The sequence below is a fragment of the Sandaracinobacteroides sp. genome (assembly GCF_057137845.1).
Genome location: NZ_DBNHFX010000091.1, coordinates 1 through 1892, shown reverse-complemented (window position 1 = coordinate 1892; position 1892 = coordinate 1). Strand labels below are relative to the sequence as shown.

The window sequence follows — 1892 nt, the reverse complement described above, 5'->3', positions numbered from 1 at the left end:
GGCGCGCGCGGCGTTGAAACGGGTCGCCGATCAGGCCGACGCCTCGTGGCGGCCGTTCGACGGCTTCCTGCGGCCGCAGCCTCCTGCCGACCTCCTCCTGAAGGTCGGCCCCGGCATTGCCGCATTGGTGGATGCAGCGGCGCCGCGTTAACGCAGCGCCGCTGGCCAACCCGTTCCGCTCAGCCGATGGCGCCGCCCGCGCGCGCGATGCGGCCCAGATGCGCGAATGATGGCTTCGGCGTCCGCCGGAAGGTCTTCAGGTCGACGGCGACCAGCCCGAACTTCGGCCCGAAGCCCGACATCCATTCCCAGTTGTCCAAAAGCGACCAGTGAATATAGCCGCGCAGGTCGATGCCGTCGTCCAGCACCCGCTGCACACCGGCGATGGCGCCGTTGATATAGGCGATGCGGCGGCTGTCATCCTCGGTAGCGACGCCATTCTCGGTCACGTAGATCGGCTTTTTCCACCGTTTTGCAACCATGCGGATCGCGCCTTCGATCGCGTCCGGCGTGAACGGATAGCCCATCTGCGTCAGTTCGGTGCCGGGTGCGGGCTGCACGTCGCCGTCCGGCCCGACTTCGGTTCCGGTGTAGGTCTGCACGCCGATGAAGTCTCCGGGGGCGGCAAGCCAGCGGTCCATCAGTTCGGATTGCTTGCGCAGCAGCGCTGCCGGGTCGCCGTTCGCGGCGCGGTCCGACGGCAGGGCCAGCGTCAGGCCCATCGGGAACCGCCCGCCTGCCTTGCGCACGGCTTCGATCGCGCGGCTGTGCGCGGCGATCACGCCTTCATACTGCGATTCGCCGCTCAGCATCGGCGAGCGCCAGCCCGGCGCATTCTGCGATGCGCCCGCCGCTTTCTGGATGGCGTCGATCAGCGGGCGGTATTTCTCGCTCTGCCCGGCCCAGCGCACGACCGTCGCCAGATTCGGTTCGTTGAACGTGGCCGCCAGATGGATAAGGTCGCCCATCGCCGCCGACACCCGCGCGCAGTGCGCGGCGAACGCCTCGACGTTGGCGGGATCGGCGAATCCGCCGCTTGCCGCCACCCAGCGCGGCACGGTGAAATGGCAGAAGGTGACGACCGGCTTCAGGCCGCGCTTGTGGCAGGCCTCCAGCACCCGGCGGTAATAGGCGATTTCCGCCAGTGACACCCGGCCGCGTTCGGGTTCGATCCGCGCCCATTCGATCCCCAGCCGATGGCAGTTGAAACCATTGCCCGCGACGAGATCCAGATCCTCGGCGTAGCGGTGATATACATCACAGGCATCGCCCGACGGATCCTTGAAAAACGGCGTCTTCAGTTGCTCGATCACCCAGAGGTCGCTGGCGATATTATTGCCTTCGACCTGATAGGCGGCGCCGGCGGTTCCCCACAGGAACCCTGCCGGAAACGCCGCGCGCGCCTTCGCCCCGGCAGTACCCGGCAGCATCGCCGTCGCCGCTCCGGCCGCCATCGCGCCGATCAATTCTCTGCGATCCATCCCGCACCTCACTTACAAGCTGTTCTGCTTGCAACATAGGCGCGGGGCGCCCACCGGCGCAAGCCCGTTCAGGATTTGCGCGTGCAAGCGCGATCAGGGTTTGCGGGCCAGTTCGGCGCGGGCCAGTTCGCGTTGCGCCCCGAACGTCGGGTCGGATTGCAGCCGCGCATAGGCGGCCGAGGCCATCAGCCGCCCGGCTGCGACATCGCTCTGCCAGTGCGCCCGGCAGAACACCCGGCTTTCGCCGAAATCATAGCCGCGCCGCAGCAGCGCGTTGGTTTTCTCGGGCGCCAGATCGACCAGCACCAGCGCCAGCATCCAGCCGATCGCCGCATGGCCGCTGGGGTAGGAACCATCCTTCTTCAGCGCCTCCTCGTCGGCGGGCGAACAGGTGCCCACCCCGCGCACGAC

2 protein-coding genes are annotated in these 1892 nt (G+C 67.8%); both read right to left on the bottom strand.

Features of this window, described 5'->3' with window-relative positions:
• Positions 1-179 precede the first annotated feature (179 nt).
• Complete coding sequence (locus AC16JP_RS04755; protein WP_484339458.1) at positions 180-1481, bottom strand: glycoside hydrolase family 1 protein; 1302 nt, start codon at positions 1479-1481, stop codon at positions 180-182.
• 93 nt (positions 1482-1574) lie between these two features.
• Positions 1575-1892 (bottom strand): phosphatase PAP2 family protein (locus AC16JP_RS04750; RefSeq protein WP_484339457.1); only part of this gene is annotated, 318 nt, incomplete at its 5' end.